Origin of the sequence: Streptomyces sp. KL109B, from assembly GCF_030766935.1 — a bacterium.
GTDB lineage: Bacteria > Actinomycetota > Actinomycetes > Streptomycetales > Streptomycetaceae > Streptomyces.
Genome location: NZ_JASERL010000012.1, coordinates 143,112 through 168,390, shown reverse-complemented (window position 1 = coordinate 168,390; position 25,279 = coordinate 143,112). Strand labels below are relative to the sequence as shown.

23 protein-coding genes are annotated in these 25,279 nt (G+C 71.7%); 8 read left to right on the top strand and 15 right to left on the bottom strand.

Annotated features, from left to right (window positions below):
* Window positions 1-2: 2 nt before the first annotated feature.
* Both RBJ65_RS32870 and RBJ65_RS32865 read right to left on the bottom strand, forming a co-directional pair.
* Window positions 3-209 (bottom strand): helix-turn-helix transcriptional regulator, encoded by a 207-nt coding sequence (locus tag RBJ65_RS32870; RefSeq protein ID WP_306320264.1) that lies wholly within the window; start codon window positions 207-209, stop codon window positions 3-5.
* Entirely contained in the window at window positions 209-679 is a 471-nt protein-coding gene (locus tag RBJ65_RS32865) for a DUF2975 domain-containing protein (RefSeq protein ID WP_306320265.1), read from the bottom strand. Before RBJ65_RS32865 ends, RBJ65_RS32870 begins: the two co-directional genes overlap by 1 nt.
* A 120-nt stretch (window positions 680-799) precedes the next feature.
* On the opposite strand from RBJ65_RS32865, the gene RBJ65_RS32860 reads away from it, so the two are divergent.
* Window positions 800-1,744, top strand: coding sequence for an SDR family oxidoreductase (locus RBJ65_RS32860; RefSeq protein ID WP_306320266.1), 945 nt, complete (start codon window positions 800-802; stop codon window positions 1,742-1,744).
* A gap of 10 nt (window positions 1,745-1,754) precedes the next feature.
* Here the strand turns inward: RBJ65_RS32860 and RBJ65_RS32855 are convergent, their stop codons facing one another.
* From RBJ65_RS32855 to RBJ65_RS32845, 3 genes are all read right to left on the bottom strand, one after another.
* A complete protein-coding gene (locus tag RBJ65_RS32855; RefSeq protein ID WP_306320267.1) occupies window positions 1,755-2,186 on the bottom strand; it encodes a PPOX class F420-dependent oxidoreductase in 432 nt (143 codons plus the stop codon).
* A 41-nt stretch (window positions 2,187-2,227) separates the two neighbouring features.
* A complete protein-coding gene (locus RBJ65_RS32850) occupies window positions 2,228-3,070 on the bottom strand; it encodes an enoyl-CoA hydratase/isomerase family protein (RefSeq protein WP_306320268.1) in 843 nt (280 codons plus the stop codon).
* 76 nt (window positions 3,071-3,146) lie between these two features.
* On the bottom strand, window positions 3,147-4,145 hold the full coding sequence (locus RBJ65_RS32845; protein ID WP_306320269.1) for an SDR family NAD(P)-dependent oxidoreductase: 999 nt from the start codon (window positions 4,143-4,145) through the stop codon (window positions 3,147-3,149).
* Between the two features lie 63 nt (window positions 4,146-4,208).
* On the opposite strand from RBJ65_RS32845, the gene RBJ65_RS32840 reads away from it, so the two are divergent.
* From RBJ65_RS32840 to RBJ65_RS32830, 3 genes are read left to right on the top strand one after another with little or no spacing between them, the layout of a single operon-like run.
* A complete protein-coding gene (locus RBJ65_RS32840; RefSeq protein WP_306320270.1) occupies window positions 4,209-4,754 on the top strand; it encodes a TetR/AcrR family transcriptional regulator in 546 nt (181 codons plus the stop codon).
* Window positions 4,755-4,814: 60 nt separating this feature from the next.
* Complete coding sequence (locus RBJ65_RS32835) at window positions 4,815-5,402, top strand: TetR/AcrR family transcriptional regulator (protein ID WP_306320271.1); 588 nt, start codon at window positions 4,815-4,817, stop codon at window positions 5,400-5,402.
* Window positions 5,399-6,787 (top strand): MFS transporter, encoded by a 1,389-nt coding sequence (locus RBJ65_RS32830; RefSeq protein ID WP_306320272.1) that lies wholly within the window; start codon window positions 5,399-5,401, stop codon window positions 6,785-6,787. The genes RBJ65_RS32835 and RBJ65_RS32830 overlap by 4 nt, the downstream gene beginning before the upstream one ends.
* Window positions 6,788-6,852: 65 nt before the next feature.
* Here the strand turns inward: RBJ65_RS32830 and hemC are convergent, their stop codons facing one another.
* From hemC to RBJ65_RS32805, 5 genes are all read right to left on the bottom strand, one after another.
* On the bottom strand, window positions 6,853-7,785 hold the full coding sequence (gene hemC / locus RBJ65_RS32825) for a hydroxymethylbilane synthase (RefSeq protein ID WP_306320273.1): 933 nt from the start codon (window positions 7,783-7,785) through the stop codon (window positions 6,853-6,855).
* Between the two features lie 49 nt (window positions 7,786-7,834).
* Complete coding sequence (locus RBJ65_RS32820; protein WP_306320274.1) at window positions 7,835-8,587, bottom strand: PIG-L deacetylase family protein; 753 nt, start codon at window positions 8,585-8,587, stop codon at window positions 7,835-7,837.
* Between the two features lie 29 nt (window positions 8,588-8,616).
* The gene (locus tag RBJ65_RS32815) at window positions 8,617-9,921 is read right to left on the bottom strand and encodes an alpha/beta fold hydrolase (RefSeq protein WP_306320275.1); all 1,305 of its coding nucleotides are present in this window, start codon (window positions 9,919-9,921) and stop codon (window positions 8,617-8,619) included.
* Window positions 9,922-9,963: 42 nt separating this feature from the next.
* Complete coding sequence (locus tag RBJ65_RS32810) at window positions 9,964-10,452, bottom strand: nitroreductase/quinone reductase family protein (protein ID WP_306320276.1); 489 nt, start codon at window positions 10,450-10,452, stop codon at window positions 9,964-9,966.
* An 85-nt stretch (window positions 10,453-10,537) separates the two neighbouring features.
* On the bottom strand, window positions 10,538-11,566 hold the full coding sequence (locus RBJ65_RS32805) for a LacI family DNA-binding transcriptional regulator (RefSeq protein WP_306320277.1): 1,029 nt from the start codon (window positions 11,564-11,566) through the stop codon (window positions 10,538-10,540).
* A gap of 239 nt (window positions 11,567-11,805) precedes the next feature.
* Here RBJ65_RS32805 and RBJ65_RS32800 point away from each other — a divergent pair, with 239 nt between their 5' ends.
* Window positions 11,806-14,913, top strand: a complete 3,108-nt coding sequence (locus tag RBJ65_RS32800) for an alpha-L-rhamnosidase (RefSeq protein ID WP_306320278.1) — start codon at window positions 11,806-11,808, stop codon at window positions 14,911-14,913.
* Window positions 14,914-14,931: 18 nt separating this feature from the next.
* On the opposite strand, the gene RBJ65_RS32795 is transcribed toward RBJ65_RS32800, so the two are convergent.
* From RBJ65_RS32795 to RBJ65_RS32775, 5 genes are read right to left on the bottom strand one after another with little or no spacing between them, the layout of a single operon-like run.
* A complete protein-coding gene (locus RBJ65_RS32795; protein WP_306320362.1) occupies window positions 14,932-15,252 on the bottom strand; it encodes an L-rhamnose mutarotase in 321 nt (106 codons plus the stop codon).
* A 36-nt stretch (window positions 15,253-15,288) separates the two neighbouring features.
* Window positions 15,289-16,368: a rhamnose ABC transporter substrate-binding protein gene (rhaS, locus tag RBJ65_RS32790; protein WP_306320279.1), complete on the bottom strand. Its 1,080-nt coding sequence runs from the start codon at window positions 16,366-16,368 to the stop codon at window positions 15,289-15,291.
* 48 nt (window positions 16,369-16,416) lie between these two features.
* Entirely contained in the window at window positions 16,417-17,403 is a 987-nt protein-coding gene (locus RBJ65_RS32785) for an ABC transporter permease (protein ID WP_306320280.1), read from the bottom strand.
* Window positions 17,396-18,451 (bottom strand): ABC transporter permease, encoded by a 1,056-nt coding sequence (locus RBJ65_RS32780; protein ID WP_306320281.1) that lies wholly within the window; start codon window positions 18,449-18,451, stop codon window positions 17,396-17,398. Before RBJ65_RS32780 ends, RBJ65_RS32785 begins: the two co-directional genes overlap by 8 nt.
* A complete protein-coding gene (locus tag RBJ65_RS32775) occupies window positions 18,448-19,968 on the bottom strand; it encodes a sugar ABC transporter ATP-binding protein (protein WP_306320282.1) in 1,521 nt (506 codons plus the stop codon). The genes RBJ65_RS32780 and RBJ65_RS32775 overlap by 4 nt, the downstream gene beginning before the upstream one ends.
* Window positions 19,969-20,222: 254 nt before the next feature.
* Here RBJ65_RS32775 and rhaI point away from each other — a divergent pair, with 254 nt between their 5' ends.
* The 3 genes from rhaI (at window position 20,223) to RBJ65_RS32760 (ending at window position 25,244) form a co-directional block, all read left to right on the top strand.
* Window positions 20,223-21,389 carry an L-rhamnose isomerase gene (rhaI, locus tag RBJ65_RS32770; protein ID WP_306320283.1) on the top strand — a complete coding sequence of 389 codons (1,167 nt, stop codon included), beginning with the start codon at window positions 20,223-20,225 and terminating at the stop codon, window positions 21,387-21,389.
* A gap of 52 nt (window positions 21,390-21,441) precedes the next feature.
* Entirely contained in the window at window positions 21,442-23,481 is a 2,040-nt protein-coding gene (locus RBJ65_RS32765) for a bifunctional aldolase/short-chain dehydrogenase (protein ID WP_306320284.1), read from the top strand.
* 314 nt (window positions 23,482-23,795) lie between these two features.
* Entirely contained in the window at window positions 23,796-25,244 is a 1,449-nt protein-coding gene (locus RBJ65_RS32760) for a rhamnulokinase family protein (protein ID WP_306320285.1), read from the top strand.
* Window positions 25,245-25,279 lie beyond the last annotated feature (35 nt).

Genomic DNA, 25,279 nt, shown 5'->3' with positions numbered 1-25,279 from the left:
CACTATCCCTCCTCCCACCGCAACAGATCACCCGGCTGACAGCGGAGCACCTCGCACAGCGCGGCCAGCGTCGTGAAGCGGACCGCCTTGGCGCGCCCGTTCTTCAGGACGGCGAGGTTGGCGGGCGTGATGCCCACGCGCTCGGCCAGCTCCCCCACGGACATCTTCCGCTTGGCCAGCATCACGTCGATGTCGACGACGATCGGCATCAGATGACCTCGGCCAACTCGGCCCGCATCTGAGCCGCTTGGGCCAACAGCATGCGCAGGACGAGCACGACGAGCGCGACACCCAGGATGGCCACGCCGATGCCGCCCATGATGAGGGTGACGCCCGGGTCCTCGCGCTGGCCGGGCGCGTTGATCGCGGTGACCGTGAACCACAGCAGGGCGACCGCCACGATCGCGCCGATCACCCCGTTCACGTACCGGAAGGCCGCGCCCGAGAACACGGTGCCGCGCCGCACCATCCCCACCAGCCGCCATACGCACCCCAGGGCGACCTGGACCGCCACCATGCCCAGGATCACGATCACACGCAGCGGCGTCAGCGGGAGCGAACCGTCCTCCGGATCGTTCCCGCTGATCAACGTCCACGCCATCGACACCTGGACGAACACGGTGCCGGCGAGCACCACCGCGAGTACGGCGCGCAACGCCCGTACGGCCAAATTCCCCATGCCCCGAACCACCTCCCATTGACTTACGACAAGAATCTATCGTTTTTCGATAGGCGCGGCAAACCTCGACCCCGTCGCGGCCATGGAAGGTTGAGCGCTCACGGGGTATCCATGTGCGCCATGACGGACGACACCTCCGCCGCCCCGCGCGGCCTCCCCGCCCCTCCCCCGCTCGGCGCCTGCGCGCTGCCCCCGGGTACGTACGACGGCCGGCTCGTCCTGGTGACCGGGGGTGGTACGGGGCTCGGGTGGGCGGTGGCCGCCGAGTTCGCGCGGCTCGGGGCCGGGGTGATGATCGTGAGCCGGAAGGCGGAGCATCTGGCGCCCGCGCGCGAGGAGTTGATGGCGGTCGAGGGCGCGGGGCTCGTCACGGCGGCGACGTGCGACATCCGAGACCCGGCCCGCATCACGGAGGTGTACGACGCGGCGTTCGCGGCGCACGGCCGGATCCCGGACGTCCTCGTGAACAACGCGGCCGCGAACTTCCCCGTTCCGGCCGAGGAGTTGTCGCCGAACGGCTGGCGCTCGGTGGTCGACATCACGCTCAACGGCACGTACTTCATGACCCGCGAGTTCGGCCGCCGGCACCTGTCGGCGGGTACGCCGGGTTCGGTGATCGCCGTGGGCGCCTCGTACGCGTGGACCGGCGGCCCCGGCTACGCGCACAGCTCGGCGGCGAAGGCGGGCGTGAAGAACCTGGTGGAGACGCTGGCCGTGGAGTGGGGCCCGTACGGGATCCAGGTGAACGGTCTGGTGCCGGGCCTCATGCCGCACGAGGACATGACGCCCGACATCCGGCAGAACCTGGACCGCGCGAACGGCGTCGACCGTGCGAGCGGTATCGACCGCGCCGACGACCCGGCCGGGCGCCAGCCCGCGCTCCGGGTGGGCGCGCCACGGGAGTTGGGCTGGGCCGCGACGTTCCTCGCCTCGCCCTACGCCCGTTTCGTCAGCGGTCACACGCTGGTGGTGGACGGGGCGAACTGGCAGCGGCGGGCGCTTGTCAACGCGCCGGTGACGCCGGTGCGGGAGCAGTTGGGGCGCGGCCCGTTCGAGGGCGGCTGACGGGTCGAGGTCAGCCGATGCGCTGCCCGTACACGTGGTCCACGGCCATCACCATCAGCACCCGCCGGTCGGACACCATCACCGAGCGGTACTCGGCCCAGTCCGGGTGCTCGCCCGCGGCCTTGCGGTAGTAGTCGACGAGCGCCTCGACCTCGGGCCCCTTGGGGTCGGTGCCCGGTCCTACGAGGGTCACGGCGCCCTCGGCGGTGGCCCAGGCCCTGCCGTCCGGGCTGGTGACCTCGAGCGCGGCGCGCGGGTCGCGGCGCAGGTTGGCGGTCTTGGCGCGGCCCTCGGTCATCGACACGTACAGGGTCTCGGTGTCGGGGTCGTAGAACGGCTGCACCGGCGAGAGCTGCGGCCGGCCGTCGGACTTGAGGGTGGCGAGCACGCCGAGCCCGCTCTCGGCGAGGAGGATGCGCGGGGCGAAACCTGTCGTCGTCATACATGGGTCAACAGCCCCCGCGCACGCTTGATTCCGCCCGTTCAGGCCCCGCGGAACTCCGGCGGCCTGCGCCGCGCCTTCGCCGTGTACCCCTCGGTCGAGTCCTCGGAGGTGAGCGTGAGGGCGGCGCTCATGGCGACGCGGTCGAGGGCGGCGTCGAGCCCGGCGTCGGCGTAGGCGTCGATGTCGCGCTTGACGGACCGCACGGCGAGCGGCGCGTTGCCGGCGATCTCGGCGGCGAGGTCACGCGCGGCGTCCTCCAACTCCCCCACGGGGAGCACCTGTTGCAACAGATTCAGCCGCCGCGCCGTGTTGGCGTCAATCCGCCGCCCGGTCAGCGCGAGGAACTTCGCCCACCCGGCCCCCGCCTCCCGCGCGATCCGCAGATCACCGCCCGCGTCGACGGCGACCCCCAACTGCGCCTCCGGCAGGGCGAACACGGCGTCATCGGCGGCGATCCGCACATCCGCCATCAGCGCGAGTTCGAAGCCGAACCCCAGGCAATACCCCTGCACGGCCGCGACCACCGGCTGCGGCAGCCGCGCGAACGCGGCGAACCGCTCGTGCGCCCACCGGATGCCCTCGTAGTACGCGTGGTGCCGCGCCGCACCGCTCTCCCCCTCGATGCCACCGCCCGGCGCGGTCACATCGATACCGGCACAGAACGCCCGCCCCTCGGCGCGCAACAGCACGACCCGTATCCGCTCGTCGAAGCGGATCCGGTCGGCCATCACGCCGAGCTGCCGACTGGACTCCCAGCTCCAGGCGTTGAGCTTGCCGGGACGGCAGAGCGTGAGCACGCCGACGCCGTTCTTGTCGTCGACATCGAGGCGCAGCCGCCGTTCATCGCCCTCGGGGATACGAGTGTCGGTCGTGTCGATCATCCGCGCAGGGTAGCGGCGGAGTCCCGCATCCTGAAGACACGTGCGCCTGCCGAACCGCGTCCGCTGCAGGGCGCGTTCAGAGGCCGAGCGACGACGCCCCCAGCACCGGGCGGAGCAGGTCGGTCGAGACACTCCACAGGCGCTCGGCGGTCGCGAGATCGAGCGCCCACTGTTTGACACCGTGCGGGTGCTGCGCGAGTTCGGCGTCGTCCGGCACCGTGTACGCCTCCTGCCCGTCGTCCAGGTAGTGGCCCCCGGTGCGGGCGAACTGCGGGGCGACAGCCGCGACGACGCCGGTGGCGGCACCCTGCTCGACCGTCTTGTACGTGAAGACGCCTGCCGCCTCGGCCGCGTCGAGCGACGCCTTCTGTTCGGGCGTGAAGTTCCGCTGCAGTCCCGTCGCGACACCCCCTGGGTTCACGGCGTTGGCCACGATGCCGTCGGCCGCCCAGAGGCGGGTCGCCTCGACGGCGAAGAGCGAGTTCGCCGTCTTGGACTGGGCGTAGGCGAGCTGCGGGTCGTAGGTGCGACGCTCGAAGTGCAGGTCGTCGAAGTCGATTCCGGCACGCATATGGGCCGTGGAACTGACCGCCACGATCCGCGCCCCGTCGCGCTCGGCCGCTCCCCGCGCCAGGGCGCGTCGCAACCCGACGGCCAGCGCGAAGTGGCCCAGGTGATTCGTCGCGAACTGCAACTCCCAACCCGCACGGTTGCGTTCGAGGCCGCCGGTGACGACGCCGGCGTTGTTGATCAGCAGATGGAGCGGGCCGTCCCACCCGTCGGCGAAGCGCCCGACGGAGGCCGCGTCGGCGAGGTCGAGACGGACGACCCGCGGCCGGACCCGAACGGTCGACTTCTCGATCCTTGCGGCGACGGCCTCACCGGCGACCGTGTCGCGGACGACGAGCGTCACTTCGGCCCCGGCGGCGGCCAGCACGCGCGCCGTCTCCGCCCCGAGCCCGGAGGAAGCCCCCGTCACGACGGCACGCAGACCGGAGAGGTCGATGCCGCGCAGCACCTCGTCCGCGGTACTGGAGGCAGTGAAGGGCGTGGTGATGAGGGCGGGAGCATCCATGCGCTCAACTATACGCACTTGACTGTATTTGTATAGCGCTCCCAGTACTCCTACGCTCAGCCCATGAGCAGCCCCGACGCCGACCGGCGCACCCTGGTCCTGGACTCCGCCATGACCACGTTCGCGCGCTTCGGATACCGCAAGACCTCGATGGAGGAGGTGGCGCAAGCCGCGCGCATCTCCCGGCCCGGCCTCTACTTCCTCTTCTCTTCGAAAGAGACCCTGTTCCGTGCCGCGGTCACCCAGACCCTGGAGCGGGACATCAGCGCGATCGACCGCACCCTGGCCGACACCGAACGCCCCCTTCCGGAACGCCTCGTGGAGGCGTTCGACCGGTGGGCCGGCCGGTACATCGGCCCGCTCGCGGGCGACATCATGACGGTCATCGAGGACAACCCCGGCCTCCTGGGCGAGATCGCCGACACCGCGCCACGCCGCTTCGAGGAACTCGTCACCGACGCGATCGCCGCCGAGTCGGGCCGAGCCGCGGCGGCCGCTCCCATCACCCGGACATTGATCAGCACGTCGATCGGCCTCAAGCACCAGGCCGCGTCACGGGAGTTCTACGTGGACCGGATGACGACCGCGGTCGCCCTGCTGCTGCACTGACACCACCCCCTCCCCATCCACTAGTAGACACTGTCTACTCCCTTCCGGTAGACAGTGTCTATGCACACGACCGACACCTCCGGCGGCAGCCTCCGCGAGCACCTCATCGACACAGGCGTGACACTCGTCGACACGGAGGGCACGGCCGCGCTGTCGCTGCGCGAGATCGCCCGCAGGGCAGGGGTTTCGCACGGCGCGCCCCGCCGCCATTTCCCCACCCACCTCCAGCTGCTGTCGGCGATCGCCCGCCGCGGCTTCACCGACCTGGGCGAACAGACCACGCGGGCGCTCGCCGACGCCGGGCAGGGGCCACGCGCCCAGGTGGCCGCCCTGGCGCGCACCTATCTCGGTTTCGCCGCGCGACACCGCGGCATGTACGAGCTGATGTTCCGCCACGACCTGCTGGAGAGCGGCGAGTTGGGGCTGCGCGAGACCAGCCTGCGGTTGTTCGCCGTACTCACGGACCGGGTCGCGGCGGCACGCCCGGACGCGGAACCCGCACTGGTGGCGGGCGCGTTGTGGGCGAATCTGCACGGTCTCGCCCAGCTGTGGGGCTGGGGCAGTCTCCAACTGGCCGCCGCCGTCGAGGGCATCGAGCCGCTGCTGGCCTCGGTGCTCGACGCCCACCTGGGCCCGGAGCCCCGATGAGCGGCCGCACCCATCGGTGTGTCACGCTCGCGGGCAGCGTCGTCGGAGCGGTCCTCGTCGCGCTCGACGGCACGGTCCTGACCGTCGCCCAGCCCGCGCTCCAGGACGATCTCGGCGCCTCCCTCGCGCAGGTCCAGTGGACCAGCACCGGCTATCTGATCGCGGTGGCGAGCCTGCTGGTGTTCGCCGGGCGGCTCGGCGACCGCTACGGACACACACGGCTCTTCGGGTACGGGATGCTCGGATTCGCCGCGTCCTCCGCCGGGGTCGGTTTCGCGCCGGACATCCGCTGGGTGATCGCCCTGCGCATGGTCCAGGGGGTGTGCGGCGCGCTGTTGCAGCCGGCGACGCTCGGCATGTTGCGGGCGGCGTACCCGGCGGAGTCGCTCGGCATGCCGATCGCGTTGCGCACCAGCGCGATCGGGCTCGCGGCGGCCACGGGCCCGCTGGTCGGCGGGGTGCTCACGGCGCATCTGGGCTGGCGTTCGGTGTTCTTCCTGGGGGTGCTGCCCGCGGCGGCGATCGCGGTGCTCGTCCTGCTGGTTCGGGACCGGGCGCCGTCCCCCGAGCCGCGCACGGCCGGGCTCGATCCGGTCGGTGCGCTGCTGCTCGCGGTGGCGCTCGGCTGCCTGGTCGCGGCGCTGGCCGCGCTGCCGGGAGCCGGCTGGTCGGCGGGCACGGTGCTGCTCGCGGCCGGTGCGGGGACGGCGCTGGCGGCCTTCGTCGTGCACGAACGTCGCGCGAAGGATCCGCTCCTGTCCCCCGCGCTGCTCGCGTCCCCGGCGGTCGCGACGGCGCTCGGCATCCTGCTGACGGCTTCGGCGGCGCTGTTCGGCACGCTGTTCACGGCCACGTACTTCCTTCAGGACGTGCTCGGCCTCGACCCGCTCGGCACGGCGCTGCGGATGCTGCCAGCCGCCCTGTGCATGGTGCTCGCGGCGCCGCTCACCCCGGTACTGCTGCGCCGCTGCGGGACCCGGGCGACGACGGCGGGCGGGACGCTGCTCCTGGCTGCCGGAGTGTTCGGCTTCGGCCGTCTCGACACGTCGGCGAGCCAACTGGCCATCTCGGCAAGCGCGTTCGCGATGGGTACGGGCTTCGGCACGGTGCTGGTCGGCGCGACGGAGTGCCTGGTCCGCCGGGCCGACCTCGGCGCGGCGGGCGTGGCGGGCGGTCTCCAGCAGACGGCGATGAACGTGGGTCCGACGCTCGGCGTGGCGACGGCGACGACCCTGCTCGCGTCCGGGACGGACTTCGTCGCGTCGATGGGCGTGACGCTGACCGCGCTCGCGGTCCCGCTGCTCGTGGCCGGTGCGGTGGCGATACGACTGCCCGGCAGAACGGCTCGGCGAGGATCGGCCCGAGCCCGCACGGAGACGCCCTGACGCGCGTGGCCCAGCCGGAACGACGGGCCGGAGCGACGCGCATCAGAATCAGCGGCCTCAAGGCCTCAGTGCGGGATCCCGTCGATCAGCTCCCGCGCCCCCTGCCGCAGCAGCGCCACCGCCACCGACATGCCGAGCGTCGCCGGGTCCAACGGGCCCGCCCACTCCTGCGCGTTGAGGACCCGCTTGCCGTCGGGGGTGAAGACGCAGGCGCGCAGAGACAGGTCGCCGGAGCGTTCGGCGCGGGCGTAGCCGGCGATCGGGGAGTTGCAGTGACCCTGGAGGACGTGCAGGAACATGCGCTCGGCCGTCGCCTCGCGCCAGGTGTCGCGGTGGCCGAGACCGGTGACCGCGTCGAGCGTCGCCTCGTCGTCCTCGCGGCACTGGAGGGCGAGGATGCCGGCGCCGATCGGCGGGCACATGACCTCCGGGGTGAGCACCTCGGTGATGACGTCGGTGCGGTCGATGCGTTCGAGTCCGGAAAGGGCCAGAAGCAGCACGTCCGCGTCGCCCGCCGCCATCTTCTCCATCCGCCGGTTGGCGTTGCCGCGCATCGGGACGCACTCCAAGTGCGGGTGGGAGGCGGCGAGTTGGGCGACGCGGCGCACCGAAGAGGTGCCTACGCGGGTGCCATCGGGGAGTTCGTCGAGGGTGCGGCCCGCCGGGTCGATCAGCGCGTCCCGGACGTCGTCCCGCTTCAGGTACGCGCCGAACGTGCACCCCTCCGGCAGCGGCCGGTCGGCCGGAATGTCCTTCAGGCAGTGCACGGCGAGGTCGGCCTCACCGTCGAGCAGCGCCCGGTCGACCTCCTTCGTGAACGCTCCCTTGCCGCCGAGCTTCGACAGATCGCCCATCCACTTGTCGCCGCTGGTCGTGACGGGTACGACCTCGGTGCGGATGCCGGGGTGGAGCGCCGCGAGCTCGGCGCGGACGCGCTCCACCTGGGCCAGCGCCATGGGCGAGGAGCGGGAGACGATACGGATCAACTCGGCTGCCATGGCGCAACTGTAGGGCAATCGGCTCGCGGCTTCCTCAAGGGGGCGCCGCTCACCTGCTGAACAGTTCGAACGGCACCGCCGGCGTCCCGCCGAACCGCTCCGCCGTCGCCTGCGCGTTCTCCGTGAGGAAGCCGCGGCAGTACGTCTCCGGGTCCTCGCTCGTCAATACCTCGATGTACGTGCGGTGTTCGAGGAGGGAGCTGATGGAGCGTTCGAGGCCGGCCGTGGCGTCGACGGCGTGCGTGGGGTGCGCGGTACCGAAGACGGCCACCCACCGCACCCCGCCCCACGGCTCCAGGCCCCGCCCGGTCAGCTCGGGGAAGATCCACCGGTTGCCCGCGCCGCCCGCCGCGTCGAGCGTGGCGCGGCCGACGGCGACGTGGTCGGGCGTGTTCCAGTGGGCGCCGTCCCAGGTGTCGCGGTGGTTGAGGGTGATGACGAGTTCGGGGCGGTGGCGGCGGATCGCGGCGGCGATGTCGCGGCGCAGCGCGGTGCCGTACTCGATGACGCCGTCCTGGTGGTCGAGGAACTCGACCGTCTCCACGCCCACGACGGCGGCGCTCGCCCGCTGCTCCCGCTCGCGCAGCGGGCCGCACTTGGCGGGTTCGACGGTGTCGATGCCGGCCTCGCCACGGGTGGCGAGTACGTAGGTCACCTCGCGGCCCGCGTCGGTCCAGGCCGCGACGGCGGCGGCGCAGCCGTACTCCAGGTCGTCCGGGTGGGCGACGACGGCGAGGGCGCGCCGCCAGTCCTCCGGCATGGGGTGGAGCGGGGCTTGGGCGTTCGGTTCGGGCGGGGTCATACGGGCAGCGTAGGACCCCGCCCGCGAACTCACACGTCGCCGCGTGCCATCGCAAGCAGCCGGTCGAGGACGCGCGGGCCGCCCGCCCGCAGGCCGTCGTGCTCGAACTCGTTCGTCACCCACGGCCGCAGGCCCCGGATCGCGCGGGCGGTGCGCAGGGCGTGCTCCGTGTCGACGTACATGTCGTCGTGGTAGACGGCGGCGACGGCCGGGACCTCGTTCGCGGCGAGCCGGGCCGGGTCGTACAGGGGCGCCCAGTCGGTGCGGGCCGCGAGCCGCTCGGCGACCTCGCGCAGCGGGCGCAGCGCGGGGTCGCAGTCGAACTGCCAGGGGTGGATGGTCTCGCCGGTGAACAGCAGCGGGCCGTCCCCCGCGACCGCCTTCGCCCCGTCGAACTGCGGGAATTCGGCGCGCACGCGCTCCGCGGACCAGTCGGTGGGGCGGCCGCCCTGCGCGTAGATCGCCTCGTGGACGAGGGCGTACAGCGGGTGGGAGCGGTACGAGAGCGCGCCCGCGACCTGCTCCTGGAACGCGTCCGACAGCTCGCGCCCGCCCGGGGTCCGCACGAAGGCGTCCTCAAGCAGATAGTGCAGCCGGTCGCTGCCGTCGCCCGCGCCGAGCCAGATGCCGAGGGACTGGAAGGCGGGGACGGTCAGCCGGTAGCCGTTCGGGAGGACGGGCTCGTGCTCATGGACGTACGAGGCGATGTCGCGCGCCCGCTCGACGTCCATCGGGTAACGGGCGTAGTGCGCCCGGACCTTGCGCTCGACGCGCGGGTACGCGGCGCGGTAGACGTCGTCGGCGTGCCCGTCCAGCGTCGGGAGGCCGCCCGTGATGATCGCGGTTTCCAGGCCCTCGGGCGCGGACGACAGGTAGCGGACGGCGCAGAAACCGCCGAAGCTCTGGCCGAGGATCGTCCAGGGCGCGCCGCCGGTGACCTCGCGGCGGATGTGCTCGCAGTCCCGCACGATCGAGTCGGCCCGGAAGTGACCGACGTACGCCGCCTGTTGTTCGGCGTCGCCGCGCAGCGGGAGGGTCTGGCGGTTGACGGTGGCGGAGGCGCCGGTGCCGCGCTGGTCGAGGAGGAGGACCCGGTAGTCCTTGAGGGCGCGGCCGAGCCAGTTCGGGGTGCCGGAGAAGCGGTTGGCGCCGAAGCCGGGGCCGCCCTGGAGGTAGACCAGCCAGGGCAGGTTCTCGTGCGCGCGCCCCGGTGCGACGGCCTCGCGGGCGAAGAGCTCGATGCGCTCCCCGTCGGGGGCGTCGTGGTCGAGGGGGACGGAGAACCGTCGGTCGGTGAGGACGACCCCGGCCTGGCGGTAGCTGGCGGCGCTCAATGCGGCTCCTGTGCGGCGGTACGAATAGGGCGTCCGCCCAGTTCAGCACATGGTCGTCGGAGTGGTGGGCACGGGTTCCAGGACCACCACCGCCGTCCCTGCGGGCCGCAGCGCCGCATGGGCGTCCAGCTTCGGTTCGGCCTCGCGCCAGCGGGCCCACAGCCGCTCCCGCTCCTCGCCGGTCGCGGCCCGCGCCCGTACCGTCCGCCGCTCGCGCCCCAGGTCGACGCCCGCCTCCGGGTGCGCCTGGAGGTTGAGCCACCACGCGGGCTCGGCCTCGCCCCACCCGTTCATCGCCAGCGACACCAGGCGCGGCCCGTCCGCCACGTACGCGATGATGACGCCGCGCGGACGGCCGGTGCGGCGGCCCGTCGTGGTCAGGCGCAGGGTGCCCCACCCTTTGCCGCGCGGCTTCCACAGCCCGGCCCGGCCGCCGGTGGCCCGGTACGCGCCCCGGTGCGCCGACCAGATGAGGCGGATGATCGGGCGTGGCGGCAGCCACGGAGGTTTCGTCCGGTCCTCGGTCGCCATGGCGGCCTCCCCCCACGCGCACTCGACTGCGGTAACGCAGCACGGTAGCCGTGGCCGACCGTGCCGGACAGTCCCCGGAGCGGGGTCAGCGCGGCCCGAAGCTCGACCCCCGCACCACCAACTCCGGCTGCAGCACGACCCGCCGGTGCTCGTGCGCGCGGCCCGGCTCGTCCGCCGCCTCGATCTCCTCAAGGAGGAGGTCCGCCGCGAGCGCGCCCATGTGGACCGCGGGCTGCCGCACCGACGTCAGCGGGACGGCGGCCGCCGCCGCGAACTCGATGTCGTCGTAGCCGACGATCGCCATGTCGTCCGGCACCCGCACCCCGGCCGCGTACAGGGACTGCAGGACGCCGAGGGCGAGGAGGTCGTTGGCGCAGAAGACGGCGGTGGGGCGTTCGGTGAGGCCGAGGAGGCGGGCGCCCGCGTCGCGGCCCGCCGCCACGTCGAGGCGCTCGGTGGGGAGTTCACGCAGGGCCGTGTCCGGGAGACCGGCCTCCTTGAGCGCGCGCAGGGCGCCCTGGCGGCGGTCCTCGACCTGGTTGAGGGTGTGCGGGCCGCTGACGTAGGCGAGGGAGCGGTGGCCGGCGTCGATGAGGTGGCGCACGGCGAGCGCGCCGCCGTTGACGTCGTCGACGGAGACCGAGCACTCGGTGGCGCCCTCGGCGACCCGGTCCACGAGGACGAAGGGGATGTCGTGGCGGCGGAAGGCCTCCACGGTCGGGCCTGTCGCCTCGGCGGGCGTCAACAGCACGCCGCGCACCCGCTGTTCGGCGAAGAGCGACAGGTAGTCCGCCTCCTCGGCGGGGCTCTGCGCGCTGTTGCACACCATCACGCCGAGCCCGGCGTCGCGCGCGGCACGCTCGGCGCCGCGCGCGACGTCCACGAAGAACGGGTTGCCCATGTCGAGGACGAGCAGGCCGATGATGCGGCTGCGCCCGGCGCGCAGTTGGCGCGCCGACTCGCTGCGCACGTAGCCGAGCCGCTCGATGGCGGCGAGCACGCGCGCGCGGGTCGCGTCGGCGACGGCGTCGGGCCGGTTGATCACGTTCGAGACCGTGCCGACGGACACCCCCGCGGCGCGGGCGACGTCCTTGATCCCCACGGACTGTCCCATCGGGTGTGGTCCTCCTGGTGAGCTGGTGCGGCGGCAGAGGGAGTGTACGTGGAGCGACCCGGCCGATGTTCGACAACTCGGACACATGGGTGAATCGTTTTCCGCCAGCCGCTCCGGCCCACCGTCCCACACCACCCCACATTGCCTCACACCTACCTCGTGCACACCTCTTGCCTCTCGCGGTGCCTCATTGAATCGTTTGAGGCGGACCACCTTCACCGACGAAGGGACACCCCGAGATGCGCAGCGACATACGTCGCAGAACCGTTCTCGCCGCGACGGCGGGCGCCGTGCCCGTCATCGCCTCCGCGGCCCCGTCCGCCACGGCGGCCCCCGCCGCACCGGCCGCCGCCCCCACCGCGCCGACTCCCCCGGGAGGCCCGGTCACCGGCCTCACCACCGAGCACCGCACCGACCCCCTCGGCACCGACGCCGCCCGGCCCCGCTTCGGCTGGCGGCTCGGTCCGGGGCGGCGCGGGCTCGCGCAGGGGGCGTACCGGATCACCGTGGCGTCGACGCCGCAGCGGCTCGCCGCGGGCCGCGCGGACGTGTGGGACAGCGGCCGCGTCACGTCGTCCGACTCGGTGGCCGTCGCCTACGACGGGCCCGAACTACGGCCGTCCACCGGCTACTTCTGGACGGTGACCGTCTGGGACACCGACGGCCGCCCGGTCGGCACCGCGCCCGCCGCCCGCTTCGAGACGGCGCTCCTGAGCACCGACGGCACCACCCGCTGGGACGGCGCCCAGTGGATCGGCATGAAGGGCAAGAAGCCGAACTCGGCGGGCGCGCCGCTGCTGCGCGGCCGCGCGGCGCTGCGCAAGGCGCCGGTCCGCGAGGCGCGCCTGTACGTGACGGCGCTCGGCGTCTACGAGGCGTACGTCAACGGTGAGCGCGTCACGGTCCCCGAGGCCGACGGCCTCACGCCCGAACTGCTCACCCCGGGCTGGACCAACTACGACACCAGCGTCAACTACATGACGTACGACGTCACGGAGTCGGTCAAGCGCGGCGGCGCCCGCGACGTGACGCTGGCCGCCGTCCTCGGCAACGGCTGGTACAACTCCCGCGTCTCCGAAGGCAGCACGTACTACTCCAAGGACGGCAACCCGCTCGCGCTGAAGGCGAAGCTCCTGATCCGGTACGCCGACGGCGGCACGCAGAGCGTCGTCACGAAGCCGGGCGCCGGCTGGAAGGCCACCGACACCGGCCCCTACCGCGCCGACGACATCTACGACGGGCAGACCTACGACGCCCGCGAGGAGCTGGACGGCTGGACGTCCGGCGGCTTCGACGCCTCGAAGTGGTCGGACGTCGAGGAGGTCGGCTACGCGGCGAAGTACCCCGACGCCAAGCTCACCGCGTACCCCGGAGAGACGGCCCGCCTGATGGCGAAGTGGGACCGCACTCCGCGGTCCCTCACCGTGTACTCCGAGGTCACGGGCGAGGAGTCCAGCCCCAACGGCAAGGGCCGCGTCGTCCCCGACCCCGCCCGCTCCACCGACTCGGCACCCGGCCCCGTCACCCTCCGCCACGGCGATACGGCCGTCTTCGACCTCGGCCAGAACATGGTCGGCGTCCCCCGCTACACCCTGCGCGGCCCGGCGGGCGCCGAAGTCGTCGTCCGCTTCGGCGAGATGCTCAACGACGACAGCAAGGGCGCGGACGGCCCGGTCGGCTCGCTCTACCGCGCCAACCTCCGCTCGGCGAAGGCCACCAGCACGTACGTCCTCAAGGGCGCGGACAACGGCGAGACCCACCAGGACAGCCTCACCTTCTACGGCTTCCGCTATGTGTCGGTGGAGGTGACCACGCGGGACGCGGAGGTCACCGTCTCCGGGCTCACCGGCAAGGTCGCCACCTCCGCGCTCCGCGAGACGGGCGACATCAGGACGAACGACGCCGACATCAACCAGCTGATCAGCAACGTCCATTGGGGCCAGCGCGGCAACTATCTGTGGGTGCCGACCGACTGTCCGCAGCGCGACGAACGGCTCGGCTGGACCGGCGACACCCAGGTCTTCTCCAACACCGGGCTCTACAACACGGACTCGGTCGCCTTCCTCTCGCACTTCCAGGACATCCTCATCGAGTCCCAGAAGACGTACGGCGTCGACGGCGCCCAGTTCACGGCGGTCGCGCCCGGCAACCGGTACAACGCGGCGGCGCCGTGCAGCGGTTGGGCGGACTGCGGGGTCGTCGTGCCGTGGACGGTGTGGCAGATGAGCGGCGACGCCACGATCGTCGACCGCAGCTGGGACGCGATGGTCCGCTACCTCGACTGGATCAGGAAGAAGGGCGGCGACAGCTACGCCGGACAGGGCGCGATCTTCGCCGACTGGCTCGCCTTCCAGAACACCGGCACCCAGCTCATGAGCGACGTCTACTACGCCTACAGCGTCCGCCTCATGACCCAGATGGCCCGCGCCACCGGCCGCACAGCGGAGGCGACGTCGTACGAGGACCTCTTCGCCCACATCCGCCGCGCCTTCATGAAGAAGTACGTCGCCGTGGACGGCGACAAGATCACCGTGCGGTCGAGCATCGGCGGCAAGCCCGCCATGGGCGGCGACCCCGAGGACAACAGCCAGTCGGCCCTCCTGTGGGTCCTCAAGCTCGGCTTCTACGACACGCAGGCCCAACGCCGCGCCCTGGTCGGCCTGTTGGCGGACAACATCGGCAACGACGCGGCGTACAAGGAGGCCCACCCCGACAGCGCCCGTGTCGACTACGCGGAGAACACCCTCTCCGTGGGCTTCCTCGGCGTGAACGTCCTCGCGCCCGTCCTCACCGACGAGGGCCGCCCCGACCTGGCGTACGAGCTGCTGCACCAGGACGCGATGCCGTCGTGGCTGTACTCGGTGAAGAACGGTGCGACGACGGTGTGGGAGCGCTGGAACTCGTACTCCAAGGAGGACGGTTTCGGCCCGGTCGAGATGAACTCCTTCAACCACTACTCGTACGGCGCGATCATGGAGTGGATGTACGCCTACATGGCCGGCATCGCCCGCGACCCCGACCACCCGGGCTTCCGCCGCTTCCGCCTCCAGCCGCACCTCGACCCGACGGGGAAGGTCACCGAGGTCGAGGCCCGGCACCTGTCCCCCTACGGGGAGATCACCAGCTCGTGGTCGCTGTCCGACGACGGCGCGCTGTCCCACGAGGCGGTGGTCCCGCCCGGCACCGAGGCGACCCTCACCCTGCCCGCGGTCTCGGCGGACGCGGTCCGGGAGGGCCGCACCCCGCTGGCGAAGGCCGACGGGGCGCGCTTCGAGGGCTTCGCCGACAAGGCGGCGACGTACCGGCTGGCGCCGGGGAGGTACCGGGTGACCAGCACCGTGCGGTAAACGCCGCGCCACCGGCGGTCACGCGAGGTGGAAGACCTCGGTGAGCGGGCGCATCGCGGCGTCGGGCGCCTGCCCGTCCAACGCCTCGAAGAACTCGCCCATTTCGGCCTGCCAGCGAGCGTTGACGTCGGTGGCGTCCATGGCGGCGCGCGCCTTGTCGAAGTCCTCGGTCTCCAGGTAGCCGACGAGCAGCCCGTCCTCGCGCAGGAAGAGCGAGTAGTTGTGCCAACCGCTCGCGGTCAGGGCCTCCCGCATGTCCTGCCACACGTCCTCGTGGCGGAGGCGGTACTCGTCGATGCGGTCGGCCCTGACCTTGAGGAGGAAGCAGACGCGTTGCATGTCAGTCATGGTTCGGTTCCTGTGTCCTCTTCCCGCTCAGAACTTGTAGTCGTCGATGTTCTTCTTGTTGAAGACGGTGGGCTTGCCGAGGGTGACGACGCCGTCCTTCTCGACCGTGTACTCGCCCATGTCGCCGGCCGTGAACTTCTCGCCCGCCTTGCCGGTGATCTGCCCGGACTCCAGGGCGACGGCGGTGTGCGCGGCGAGCGCGCCCAGCTTCGCCGGGTCCCACAGCTCGAAGGCCTCCACGGTGCCGTTCTTGACGTAGGCGCGCATGTCGTTGGGGGTGCCGAGGCCGGTCAGCTTGACCTTGGCCTTGTACTTGGAGCCGGAGAGGTACTGGGCGGCGGCCTTGATGCCGACCGTGGTCGGGGAGATGATCCCCTTCAGCTTCGGGTGCTCCTGGAGGAGGCCCTGGGTCTGCTGGAACGACTTCTGCGCGTCGTCGTCCCCGTAGGCGGTCGTGACGAGCTTGATGTCCTTGTAGGCGGGCTTCTTGAGCTCGTCCTTCATGTACTTGATCCACGTGTTCTGGTTGGTGGCCGTCTGGGCCGCCGAGAGGATCGCGATCTCGCCCTTGCCGCCGATCTGCTGGGCGATCTGCTGCACCTGCGTGCGGCCGAGGTCCTCGGCGGAGGCCTGCGAGACGAAGACGTTGCGGCAGTCGACCTTGGTGTCGGAGTCGTACGTGACGACGCTGACGCCGTTCCTCATGGCCTGCTTGAGCGCGGTGCACAGCGCGCCCGGGTCCTGCGCGGACACGGCGATGGCGTCGGCCTGCTGCTGTGTGAGGGTGTTGACGTAGGAGACCTGCCCGGAGGTGTCGGTGCCGGAACTGGTGCCGACCTCCTGGTACTTCGAGCCGAGCCCGGCGAGGGCCTTCTTGCCGCCGTTGTCGGAGGTCGTGAAGTACGGGTTGTTGACCTGCTTGGGCAGGAAGGCGACCGACAGGCCCTTCTTGGTCTTGGCGTTCGGGTCGGCCTTGCCCGCGGCGGCGGACTTGGCGTCCTCCTTGTTGGCGTCCGACTTGGTGGTGCCGCCGCAGGCGGTGGCGCCGAGGACGAGGGCGGTGGTGACGGCGAGCGCCGCGCCGATCCGGCGGGTCTGGTGGGACATGGCGGTTCCTTACGTGGGGTGGACGGGGTGAGTTCTACGGGTGGGCGCTCACGTGGCCGCTTCGGCCGTCCGCTTCCGGGACCTCGCCTGCGCGATCTGACGGCCGACGCGCGGCGCGAGGACGGAGATCACGAGGAGCACTCCGGTGACGACGATCTGGGACTGCGCGGAGACGTTGAGCAGGCTCATCACGTTCTGCAGCGTGCCGAGCAGGAACACGCCCGCGATCGCTCCGCCGAGCGTGCCCTTGCCGCCGTCGAAGTCGATGCCGCCGAGCAACACCGCCGCGATGACGGAGAGTTCGAGGCCGGTGGCGTTGTCGTAGCGGGCGCTCGCGTAGTGCAGCGCCCAGAAGACGCCGGTGAGCGCGGACAGCAGCCCCGTCGTCACGAACATCGACAGCTTGAGCCGCTTGACGCGCACCCCCGCGAACCGGGCGGCCTCCTCGTTCGCCCCGGTCGCGAAAAGCGAGCGGCCCATGCGGGTGGCGTGCAGCACGACGACGGCGATGGCGAGGAGCACGGCGAACGGCAGGGCGGCGTACGGGACGAACGAGTCGCCGAACCGGCCCGCGCCGAAGTCCAGGTACTGGGAGGGGAAGTCGGTGACCGAGTCGGAGCCGAGGACGATCTGGGCGATGCCCCGGTAGGCGGCCATGGTGCCGATGGTGACGGCGAGGGACGGCAGGCCGAGGCGGGTGACGAGCAGCCCGTTGACCAGCCCGCAGACGACGCCGAGGAGCAGGCAGATCGGGATGATCGTCTCGATGGCCATGCCGTTGTTCCACAGCGCGCCCATCACGGCGCCCGACAGGCCGACCGTCGAGCCGACCGACAGGTCGACCTCGCCGGAGATGACGAGCATCGTCATCGGCAGCGCGATGATCGCGATCGGGAGCGTGTTGCCGATCAGGAACGACAGGTTGAGCGCATTGCCGAAGTTGTCGACGAACGCGAACGAGCAGAGCAGCAGCACGACGAGGAGGGCGCCGACGGCGGTGTCCCAGCGCACGGAGTGCTTGAGGGAGTCAGGCATGGCGGGCGCTCCTCATCAGTGCGGCCTGCTTGCGCAGCACCGCGGCGACGCGCAGGGCCACGATCCGGTCGACGGCGATGGCGAGCAGCAGCAGGATCCCGTTGATGGCGGTGACCCAGACGGAGCTGACGCCGATGGCGGGCAGCACGCTGTTGATGGAGGTCAGCAGCAGGGCGCCGAGCGCGGCCCCGTACACGGTTCCGGAGCCGCCGGTGAAGGCGACGCCGCCGACGACGACGGCGCTGACCACGGTGAGTTCGTAGCCGTTGCCTGTACCGGAGTCGACATTGCCGAAGCGCGCCAAGTAGAGGGCGCCCGCGAGTCCGGCGAGCGCGCCGCACAGCACGTACGCGGTCATGATCCGCTTGCGGACGGGGATGCCGGCGAGGTTCGCGGCCTCGGGGCTTGAGCCGAGCGCGTACATCTCGCGGCCACTGCGGTAGCTGCGCAGGTAGTAGCCGACACCGACCAGGACGAGGGCGGCGAGCACGGCAAGCCACGGCACGATCCATACGCCGTCGTGCCCGAAGTCGACGAAGGCGTCCGGCAGGTCGGCGGCGACGATCTGCTGCGAGCCGACCCAGATGGAGTCGATGCCGCGCACCACGTACAGCGTGCCGAGGGTGACGACGAGCGCGGGCACCTTGCCGAGGCTGACGAGGGCGCCGTTCAGGACGCCGAAGACCGCGCCGATGGCGACGGCGTACACGACGGCGACGAGTGAATTGCCGCCGCCCTGAAGGTAGTTGCCCGCGGCGAAGGCGGAGATGCCGAGCACCGAGCCGACGGACAGGTCGACATTGCGGGTGATGACGACGACGGCCTGTCCGGTGGCGACGAGGACGAGGATGGTGGCGTTCAGGAGGAGGTCCTTGACGCCCTGCTGGGAGAGGAACTCGGTGTTCGACACCTCGGTGGCGAGCAGCATCACGACGAGCACGGCGGCGACGGCGAGTTCGCGCGCCTTGAACACCTTGTCGAGGAGGCGGCGGCCCGCGGTGGGCGGCGGCGCCGCGTCCTCGCGTACGGGTGGTGCGGTGACGGTCATGCCGCCCTCCCCGTCGCCGCCGCCATCACGGACTCCTCGTTCGCCTCGCCGCGCGACAGCTCCGCGGCGAGGCGTCCCTCGTGCATGACGAGCACCCGGTCTGCCATGCCGAGGATCTCCGGCAGGTCGGAGGAGATCATCAGGACGGCGACGCCGTCCGCCGCGAGCGACGAAAGCAGGCGGTGCACCTCGGCCTTCGTGCCGACGTCGATGCCGCGCGTCGGCTCGTCCACGATGAGCACCTGCGGTCCCGTGGCCAGCCACTTCGCGAGGACGACCTTCTGCTGGTTGCCGCCGGAGAGCGTGCCGACGACGTCGGCGAGCCGCGCGTACTTGACCTGGAGCTTCACCGACCAGTCGAGGGACCGGCTGCGCTCTGCCTTACGGTTCATCAGGCCCGCGCGGGAGGTGTCGGCGAAGCCGGTGAGGCCGATGTTCCGCTCGATGGACATGTCCATCACGAGGCCCTGGGCGCGGCGGTCCTCCGGTACGAGGGCGAGGCCGGCGTGCATCGCGAGGCTCGGCGCACCGGGCTTGAGCTTCCGGCCGAGCACCTCCACCTCGCCGCCGTCGAAGCGGTCGACGCCGAACACGGCGCGGGCCACCTCGCTGCGGCCCGCGCCGACGAGCCCGGCGAGGCCGACGATCTCGCCGCGCCGCACCTCGAAGGACACGTCGGTGAACACGCCTTCGCGGGTCAACCGCCGCACACTGAGGGCCACTTCACCGAGCTCGGTGTCCTGCTTCGGATACAGCTCGTCGAGGTCACGGCCGACCATGCGGCGCACCAGGTCGTCCTCGGTGAGCCCGTCGACCGGCTCGCTCGCCACCCACGCCCCGTCGCGCAGCGTCGTGACGCGCTGGCACAGCTCGAAGATCTCCTCAAGGCGGTGCGAGATGAAGAGCACCGCCGCGCCCTGTTCGCGCAGCGTCCGTACGACGCCGAAGAGGCGGGCCACTTCGCTGCCGGTGAGCGCGGCGGTCGGCTCGTCCATGATCAGGACGCGGGCGTCGAAGGACAGTGCCTTGGCGATCTCGACGAGCTGCTGGTCGGCGATGGACAGACCACGGGCCGGCTGGTCCGGGTCGAGGTCGACGCCGAGTCGCTTGAACAGGGCGGCCGTCGCGTCCTTCACCGAGGCGTGGTCGACGCGGCCGAAGGTACGGCGGGGCTGGCGGCCCATGAAGATGTTCTCGGCGATGGACAGGTCGGGGAAGAGCGTCGGCTCCTGGTAGATGACGGCGACACCGGCGTCGCGGGCGTCGGCCGGGCCGTGGAACTCGACCGGGGAGCCGTCGAGGAGGACGGTTCCGGTGTCCGGGCGGTGCACCCCGGCGAGGGTCTTGATGAGCGTCGACTTTCCCGCGCCGTTCTCACCGGCGAGGGCGTGCGCCTCACCGGCGCGCAGGCTCAGGGACACACCGCGCAGGGCGCGCACGGCGCCGAAGGACTTGCTCACCTCCTCCAGCGCGAGCACCGGAGTCACCCCGGTGGGCTCCGGTTCAGGTGGCGTCATGACAGGTCTCCAGGGGTCGAAGGGCACCCGGCGTGAAATGTTTCAGTGAAACGTTCCGGAAGCTAGCCAGGCCGCTCGCCGCAGGTCAAGGGGTTGGAACCGCCGGACTCCCGCTACGCACAGAACGATTCAGTAACGCGAAGAAGGTGCCGCACACCCTCTTGACGCCCCTTGCGCACGGGGTTAGCTTCGCCTGCGAAGTGAATCGATTCAGAGCCGTCTGAACCGAGCCAGAGTCAAAGTCAGAGGTGGACATGCCTGACATCGCTGCCGTGAAGGCCGCACTCGCCAACCAGCGGATCGAGACGCCGTCCTGGGGCTACGGCAACTCCGGCACCCGGTTCAAGGTGTTCGCCCAGGCCGGTGTGCCCCGCACACCCCACGAGAAGCTCGACGACGCGGCGAAGGTGCACGAATTCACCGGCATCGCCCCGAAGGTCGCGCTGCACATCCCGTGGGACAAGGTCGACGACTACGCGGCGCTCTCGGCGTACGCGAAGGAGCGCGGCGTCGAGTTGGGCACCGTCAACTCCAACACCTTCCAGGACGACGACTACAAGCTCGGCAGCGTGTGCCACCCGGACCCGGCGGTGCGCCGCAAGGCGGTCGACCACCTCCTGGAGTGCGTCGACATCATGGACGCGACGGGGTCCAAGGACCTGAAGATCTGGCTCGCCGACGGCACCAACTACCCCGGCCAGGACGACATCGTGGCCCGCCAGGATCGCCTCGCCGAGTCCCTCGCCACCGTCTACGAACGCCTCGGCGACGACCAACGGCTGCTCCTGGAGTACAAGTTCTTCGAGCCGGCCTTCTACACGACGGACGTGCCGGACTGGGGCACCTCGTACCTGCAGTGCCTGAAGCTCGGCGACAAGGCGCAGGTCGTGGTCGACACGGGGCACCACGCGCCGGGCACGAACATCGAGTTCATCGTGGCGCTGCTGCTGCGCGAGCGGAAACTCGGCGGCTTCGACTTCAACTCCCGCTTCTACGCGGACGACGACCTGATGGTGGGCTCCGCCGACCCGTTCCAGCTGTTCCGCATCCTGCACGAGGTCGCGAAGAACGGCGGCTTCGACCCGGCGACGAACGTGGCGTTCATGCTCGACCAGTGCCACAACATCGAGGCGAAGATCCCGGCGGTCATCCGCTCCGTGATGAACGTGCAGGAGGCCACGGCGAAGGCGCTGCTCGTGGACCGGGAGGCGCTGGGCGCGGCGCAGGCGGCGGGCGACGTGCTGACCGCGAACTCCGTGATCATGGACGCGTACAACACCGATGTGCGGCCGCTGCTGGCCGAGTGGCGTACGGAGCGGGGGCTCGCGGCGGATCCGGTGGCCGGGTACGCGGCGTCCGGGTGGCAGGAGCGGATCGTGGCGGAGCGGGTCGGTGGGGAGCAGGCGGGGTGGGGCGCGTAACCGTCACCAGTCAGTCCAACACCCGTACCTCCTCAGGGATTTAGGAATTCTCATGGCTACGCACCCTCAGGTCGCCGCCCTTCTCGACCGCTCGAACCGGCTCGGCGCCGACCCCCGCAACACCAACTACGCCGGCGGCAACACCTCCGCCAAGGGCACCGAGACCGACCCGGTCACCGGCGGCGACGTCGAGCTGATGTGGGTCAAGGGCTCGGGCGGCGACCTGGGCACGCTCAAGGAGGCCGGGCTCGCGGCCCTCCGGGTCGACCGGCTCAGGGCGCTGACCGAGGTCTACCCGGGCGTGGACCGCGAGGACGAGATGGTCGCCGCGTTCGACTACTGCCTGCACGGCAAGGGCGGCGCCGCGCCGTCCATCGACACGGCCATGCACGGCCTGGTGGACGCGGCGCACGTCGACCACCTGCACCCGGACTCCGGTATCGCGCTCGCCTGCGCCGCCGACGGGGAGAAGCTGACCGCCGAGTGCTTCGGCGAGAAGGTCGTGTGGGTGCCGTGGCGGCGCCCCGGCTTCCAACTCGGCCTGGACATCGCCGAGATCAAGGCCGCGAACCCGGAGGCCATCGGCTGCGTACTCGGCGGCCACGGCATCACGGCGTGGGGCGACACGGCGCGGGAGTGCGAGGCGAACTCCCTCTTCATCATCCGCACCGCCGAGACGTTCCTCGCCGAGCGCGGCAAGGAGGAGCCGTTCGGCCCGGTCATCGAGGGTTACGCGGCGTTGGGCGCGGCCGAGCGCCGGGCGCGGGCGGCCGAACTCGCGCCGCTCATCCGGGGGTTGGCGTCCACGGACCGCCCGCAGGTGGGCCACTTCGACGACTCGGGCGCCGTCCTCGACTTCCTGGCGTCGGCCGAACACCCGCGCCTGGCGGCGCTCGGCACGTCCTGCCCCGACCACTTCCTTCGTACGAAGGTCCGCCCGCTCGTCCTCGACCTGCCGCCGACGGCCGAACTCGACGCGGTGGCCGAGCGGTTGAAGGAGCTGCACGCCGAGTACCGCGAGGAGTACGCGGCGTACTACGAGCGGCACGCGACGCCCGACTCCCCCGCGATGCGCGGCGCGGACCCGGCGATCGTGCTCGTGCCGGGTGTCGGCATGTTCTCCTTCGGCAAGGACAAGCAGACGGCGCGGGTGGCGGGCGAGTTCTACCTCAACGCCATCAACGTGATGCGCGGCGCGGAAGCGGTGTCGACGTACGCGCCGATCGAGGAGTCGGAGAAGTTCCGCATCGAGTACTGGGCGTTGGAGGAGGCCAAGCTCCAGCGCATGCCGAAGCCGAAGCCGCTCGCGACGCGGGTGGCGTTGGTGACGGGCGCGGGCTCCGGCATCGGCAAGGCGATCGCGCACCGGCTCGTCGCGGAGGGCGCGTGTGTCGTGGTCGCGGATCTCAACGCGGACGGCGCGGCGGCGGTGGCCGAGGAGTTGGGCGGCCCCGACAAGGCGGTGGCGGTCACGGTCGACGTCACGTCGGAGGAGCAGATCGCGGACGCCTTCAAGGCGGCGGCGCTGGCCTTCGGCGGGGTCGACCTCGTCGTCAACAACGCGGGCATCTCCATCTCGAAGCCGCTCCTGGAGACCACGGCCAAGGACTGGGACCTCCAGCACGACATCATGGCGCGCGGTTCCTTCCTGGTGTCGCGGGAGGCGGCGCGGGTGATGCGGGCGCAGGGCATGGGCGGCGACATCGTCTACATCGCGTCGAAGAACGCGGTGTTCGCGGGTCCGAACAATGTGGCGTACTCGGCGACGAAGGCGGACCAGGCGCACCAAGTGCGGCTGCTGGCGGCCGAGTTGGGTGGCGACGGCATCCGCGTGAACGGGGTCAACCCGGACGGGGTGGTGCGCGGTTCCGGCATCTTCGCGGGGGGCTGGGGTGCGAAGCGGGCGGCGGTGTACGGGGTGGAGGAGGAGAAGCTGGGCGAGTTCTACGCGCAGCGGACCCTTTTGAAGCGGGAGGTGCTTCCGGAACACGTGGCGAACGCGGTCTTCGCGCTTACGGGTGGCGACCTCACGCACACGACGGGGTTGCACATCCCGGTCGACGCGGGCGTCGCGGCGGCCTTCCTCCGCTGACCCCTCCGGGGGCTGACCCGTACGGGTGGGCGCACCCCGTCCGACTCAGCCCACCCGCACGGGGCTCCGCCCCGGCCCCCGCTGCTCAATCGCCGCAGGGGCTCCAAAAACCGGGGGCGGGGAGGGGACTGCACGCCCAGCCCCGTCGCTTGGGGGCGCGGGGAACCGCGCACCCCAACCCCGATCGACCGCCACACACCACTCCCCCGCCCCGGGCCCCGTCGCTTGGGGGCGCGGGGAACCGCGCACCCCAACCACGGCCACCCGCCACACACCAACACCAACACCCCACCCACCCCCTCAAAGGCCACCACATGCCCACCACCCCCTACGCCGCGATAGACCTGGGCGCCTCCAGCGGCCGGGTCATGACGGCCGACGTCACGCCGGACACCCTCACCCTGACGGAGTCCCACCGTTTCGCGAACACCCCCGCCCGCACCCCCGACGGCCTGCACTGGAACATCCTCGCCCTCTACACCGGCATCCTGGACGGCCTCCGCCGAACCGGCACCCCGATCCGCTCCGTCGGCATCGACAGCTGGGCCGTCGACTACGGCCTCCTCGCCGCGGACGGCACCCTCCTCGGCAACCCGTACCACTACCGCGACACCCGCACGGACGACCGCACCGCCGAGCGACTGTGGGCGAAGATCCCCCCGGCGGAGCTGTACGCCGCCACCGGCCTCCAGTACGTCCCGTTCAACACGATCTACCAGCTGACCGCCGCCCGCGGCACCCCCCAACTCGCCGCCGCCCACCGCCTCCTCCTCATCCCCGACCTCCTCACCTACTGGCTGACCGGCCACCAAGGCACCGAACTCACCAACGCCTCCACCACCCAGCTCATCGACCCCCGCACCGGCGACTGGTCCCACGACATCGCGGCCCGCGCGGACATCGACCTGGACCTCTTCGCCCCACTCCGCCGCCCCGGCGACCCGGCCGGCCACCTCCTCCCGCACGTCCTCGCCGAGACCGGCCTCACGGGCCCGGTCCCCGTCACCACCGTCGCCTCGCACGACACCGCGTCGGCCGTCGCCGCCGTCCCGGCCACCGAGCCGAACTTCGCGTACATCTGCACCGGCACCTGGTCCCTCGCGGGCCTCGAACTGGACGCCCCGGTCCTCACGGAGGACAGCCGCGCCGCGAACTTCACGAACGAGCTCGGCATCGACGGCACGGTCCGCTACCTCCGCAACATCATGGGCCTGTGGCTCCTCCAGGAATGCCAACGCGCCTGGAATGAACCGGACTTGACCCACCTCCTCGACGACGGAGCGAAGGCCACCCCCCTCCGCTCCGTCGTCGACGCCGGCGACCCCGCCTTCCTCCCGCCCGGCGGCATGCCGGACCGCATCGCCGCCGCCTGCCGCGCCACCGGCCAGCCGGAACCCCGTACCCGCGCCGAGGTCACCCGCTGCATCCTCGACTCGCTCGCCCTCGCCCACCGCCGCGCCATCGAGGACGCCGCCCGCCTCGCCGACCAGCCGGTCGACGTCGTGCACATCGTCGGCGGCGGCGCCCGCAACCCCCTGCTGTGCCAACTCACCGCGGACGCCTGCGGGTTGCCCGTCGTGGCGGGCCCCGCGGAGGGCGCCGCGCTGGGCAACGTACTCGTGCAGGCACGGGCCGACGGTGTCCTCGGTGACCGGGCCGCGATGCGCCGGCTCGTCGCCGACACACAGCCGCTCGCGCGCTACCAGCCGCGCGGCGACCGGGCCGCGTGGGACGCCGCGGCGGCACGTGTCCACACCCCGTGACCCGCCCCCGCCCACGACGTACGCTGCACCCGACC

Excerpts from the sequence above, each read along its gene's own strand:
- RBJ65_RS32830 (WP_306320272.1), top strand. The coding sequence starts at position 5,399 with ATGAGCGGCCGCACCCATCGGTGTGTCACGCTCGCGGGCAGCGTCGTC.
- RBJ65_RS32850 (WP_306320268.1), bottom strand. The coding sequence starts at position 3,070 with ATGATCGACACGACCGACACTCGTATCCCCGAGGGCGATGAACGGCGG.
- RBJ65_RS32805 (WP_306320277.1), bottom strand. The coding sequence starts at position 11,566 with ATGGGACAGTCCGTGGGGATCAAGGACGTCGCCCGCGCCGCGGGGGTG.
- RBJ65_RS32810 (WP_306320276.1), bottom strand. The coding sequence starts at position 10,452 with ATGGCGACCGAGGACCGGACGAAACCTCCGTGGCTGCCGCCACGCCCG.
- RBJ65_RS32845 (WP_306320269.1), bottom strand. The coding sequence starts at position 4,145 with ATGGATGCTCCCGCCCTCATCACCACGCCCTTCACTGCCTCCAGTACC.
- RBJ65_RS32870 (WP_306320264.1), bottom strand. The coding sequence starts at position 209 with ATGCCGATCGTCGTCGACATCGACGTGATGCTGGCCAAGCGGAAGATG.
- RBJ65_RS32820 (WP_306320274.1), bottom strand. The coding sequence starts at position 8,587 with ATGACCCCGCCCGAACCGAACGCCCAAGCCCCGCTCCACCCCATGCCG.
- RBJ65_RS32855 (WP_306320267.1), bottom strand. The coding sequence starts at position 2,186 with ATGACGACGACAGGTTTCGCCCCGCGCATCCTCCTCGCCGAGAGCGGG.
- RBJ65_RS32860 (WP_306320266.1), top strand. The coding sequence starts at position 800 with ATGACGGACGACACCTCCGCCGCCCCGCGCGGCCTCCCCGCCCCTCCC.
- rhaS (WP_306320279.1), bottom strand. The coding sequence starts at position 16,368 with ATGTCCCACCAGACCCGCCGGATCGGCGCGGCGCTCGCCGTCACCACC.
- rhaI (WP_306320283.1), top strand. The coding sequence starts at position 20,223 with ATGCCTGACATCGCTGCCGTGAAGGCCGCACTCGCCAACCAGCGGATC.
- RBJ65_RS32800 (WP_306320278.1), top strand. The coding sequence starts at position 11,806 with ATGCGCAGCGACATACGTCGCAGAACCGTTCTCGCCGCGACGGCGGGC.
- RBJ65_RS32795 (WP_306320362.1), bottom strand. The coding sequence starts at position 15,252 with ATGCAACGCGTCTGCTTCCTCCTCAAGGTCAGGGCCGACCGCATCGAC.
- RBJ65_RS32780 (WP_306320281.1), bottom strand. The coding sequence starts at position 18,451 with ATGACCGTCACCGCACCACCCGTACGCGAGGACGCGGCGCCGCCGCCC.
- RBJ65_RS32840 (WP_306320270.1), top strand. The coding sequence starts at position 4,209 with ATGAGCAGCCCCGACGCCGACCGGCGCACCCTGGTCCTGGACTCCGCC.
- RBJ65_RS32785 (WP_306320280.1), bottom strand. The coding sequence starts at position 17,403 with ATGCCTGACTCCCTCAAGCACTCCGTGCGCTGGGACACCGCCGTCGGC.
- RBJ65_RS32865 (WP_306320265.1), bottom strand. The coding sequence starts at position 679 with ATGGGGAATTTGGCCGTACGGGCGTTGCGCGCCGTACTCGCGGTGGTG.
- RBJ65_RS32765 (WP_306320284.1), top strand. The coding sequence starts at position 21,442 with ATGGCTACGCACCCTCAGGTCGCCGCCCTTCTCGACCGCTCGAACCGG.
- hemC (WP_306320273.1), bottom strand. The coding sequence starts at position 7,785 with ATGGCAGCCGAGTTGATCCGTATCGTCTCCCGCTCCTCGCCCATGGCG.
- RBJ65_RS32760 (WP_306320285.1), top strand. The coding sequence starts at position 23,796 with ATGCCCACCACCCCCTACGCCGCGATAGACCTGGGCGCCTCCAGCGGC.
- RBJ65_RS32775 (WP_306320282.1), bottom strand. The coding sequence starts at position 19,968 with ATGACGCCACCTGAACCGGAGCCCACCGGGGTGACTCCGGTGCTCGCG.
- RBJ65_RS32835 (WP_306320271.1), top strand. The coding sequence starts at position 4,815 with ATGCACACGACCGACACCTCCGGCGGCAGCCTCCGCGAGCACCTCATC.